The organism is Pseudoalteromonas sp. (genome assembly GCF_041613455.1).
GTDB lineage: Bacteria > Pseudomonadota > Gammaproteobacteria > Enterobacterales > Alteromonadaceae > Pseudoalteromonas.
Window position 1 is genome coordinate 1 of record NZ_JBFJHD010000321.1, and the last position, 2,551, is coordinate 2,551.

The following is a 2,551-nucleotide window of genomic DNA, read 5'->3' on the forward strand; positions in this document are numbered from 1 at the left end:
CCCACCAATCAAACGGCGATTTTTTATCGTTTTTCCATTCGCCATGTAAAAACAGTTTAATGGCGACTAATAGCATAAGCACTAGGGGGATTTGTGAGTAAAACACGGCGCGCCAGCCCCAGATTTCAGTGAGCCAGCCACCGACTGCAGGCGCTGCACTCAGCCCTATGTATACACACGCCGCCGAGGTACCTAGTGCCATGCCGCGTTTATTATCAGGAGTGACAGAGGTAATGATTGCAACGCCAATACCAAAAATCATCGCGCCTGCTGCCCCTTGCATAAAACGCCAAAACAGCACCCATTCTATAGAGCTTGCTAACGCACACATCAGCGAGGCGAGTGCATTTAAGCCTAAACCAAAAGCGTAGACACGTTTACGGCCATAGTTGTCTGCAATTTTGCCGCACGGTAGCATAAATATAACGCTACTGAGTAAATACAAGGTGGGCATCCACGCAATCATTTTTGCGCTTGCGTTTAAATCTTCAGCAAGATTTGGAATAGCGATATTAACGCCTGCCATGCCAAGCGGCCCTATAATAGATCCGCTGCAAATGATAATAAGGGCAATGGTAGTGGGAGGAAGATTAAACAAGAAGGCTCCTTTTAATTTACTGGCCTTAAAATGATACGTGAAGAAACTAGTTTGTATAGGCTTTAAAGTTTTTAAACTATCAAAATTTGTCGTGGCTCTGCAAAATAAGCCAAAGTTAAACAGGCTCACATTTTAAAAGTTAAGCTGGTATGCAGGATGATATTGTATTTCAAGGCTGGACGAGTTTTAGGTTATATAACGGCTTTAATTGCCATAGTGAAGCACTCGATTTTGCAGGGAGCTATGCTCCTAATTAGCAATAATACTTAATCAATTCCGAGAGCAATTAAATAACGAAATTTTTGCCTTGTTATCGATAATGTTTTTTTTCCTCAAAATATATCGACTTAAAAATTGGCAATAGTCATTGGGCCAGAGCACAAATTATAGCGAAGCAGAGCATCAAGATTAAAGTCGCTAATATTCCAGCTCACACAAAAATACTGCCATGCCTGCAACAGGATTATGTATTTGTGCCAAGAGGCATAAAGACACACTTATTTATGTTGAATCAGTCACTACCAAATAAATCGCGGGTATACACTTTATCTGCAATGTCGTTTAGCTCATCTACCATACGGTTTGAAACTACAATATCGGCTAGCTGTTTAAATTCGTGTAAGTTTTTAATAACTCGCGAGTGAAAAAATTCAGTTTCTTTCAGTACCGGTTCGTACACTATTACCGTTATCCCTTTTGCTTTTATACGCTTCATTATTCCTTGAATTGACGACGATCGGAAATTGTCGGATCCAGCCTTCATCACCAGCCTGTATATACCTACAACATTTGGGTTACGTTTAATAATACACTTTGCTATAAAGTCTTTGCGCGTGGTGTTTGCATCCACAATAGCACCAATCAGGTTATTGGGTACCACTGCATAATTTGCCCGCAGTTGCTTGGTATCTTTTGGTAAACAGTAACCGCCATACCCAAACGATGGGTTGTTATAGTGGTTGCCAATACGTGGATCTAAACTTACGCCTTGTATTATTTGTTTACTGTTAAGGTTGTTAGTTTCGGCGTAGCTATCGAGCTCGTTAAAATAAGCGACACGCATGGCTAAATAAGTATTCGAAAACAGCTTAATGGCTTCAGCTTCGGTTGAGTCGGTAAATAATATGTCTATATTTTGTTTAATAGCGGCTTGCTTAAGTAAGTTAGCAAATACCTGTGCGCGTTCACTTTGCTCACCAACAACAATGCGCGATGGATACAGGTTGTCGTATAAGGCTTTACCTTCGCGTAAAAACTCGGGTGAAAAAATGATATTTGGCACTGCAAGTTCACTTTTTATACGCTTGGTAAACCCCACAGGTACAGTTGATTTTATAACTAATATTGCATTTGGGTTAAAGCTATACGCTTGCTTTATAACTGCTTCTACCGAGCTGGTATTAAAGTGATTTGTTTCGGCATCGTAATCGGTTGGCGTGGCAATAATAACAAAGTCAGCATTTTTATAAGCAAGGCTTTTATTGGTGGTAGCGGTAAAGTTTAAATTTTTGTGCGTTAAATAGTTACTAATTTCGTTATCAACAATAGGGGATTGTTTGTCTTTCAGCTGTGCTATTTTGTGCTCATTGATATCAAGCGCCACGACTTCGTTATGTTGCGCTAATAATATAGCGTTAGAAAGCCCAACATAGCCAGTACCTACCACAGTAATTTTCATAAAATATCCTAGCGTTCAATACGGCTGTTATAAAAGTTTATATTTCATGATAGTAGAGGAGGTGGTGGTTTGCGTTGTGATTTATGTTTTTGGTATCAGGAAAAGGACAGCGTTCTGTAAGGGATGAAAAACAAGGTTTTAGGTTTCAGGTGTCAGGTTTCAGGCAGAAATTAGCCAAGCGCAGTTTTTGGGTTACCCGTAGGCGAGTAGCTTGCTGCCGCGCGCACGTAGTGCGAATGTTTTAAAAAATCACAGATAACAATGCAGAAGCCAGA

2 protein-coding genes are annotated in these 2,551 nt (G+C 40.3%); both read right to left on the bottom strand.

Going from position 1 to position 2,551, the window contains the following annotated elements:
* Window positions 1-526, bottom strand: a 526-nt coding sequence (locus ABYB02_RS16555) for an MFS transporter (protein ID WP_372763469.1), incomplete at its 3' end; no start/stop codon positions are given.
* 583 nt (window positions 527-1,109) lie between these two features.
* The gene (locus ABYB02_RS16560) at window positions 1,110-2,276 is read right to left on the bottom strand and encodes a nucleotide sugar dehydrogenase (RefSeq protein WP_372763468.1); all 1,167 of its coding nucleotides are present in this window, start codon (window positions 2,274-2,276) and stop codon (window positions 1,110-1,112) included.
* Window positions 2,277-2,551: the final 275 nt, after the last annotated feature.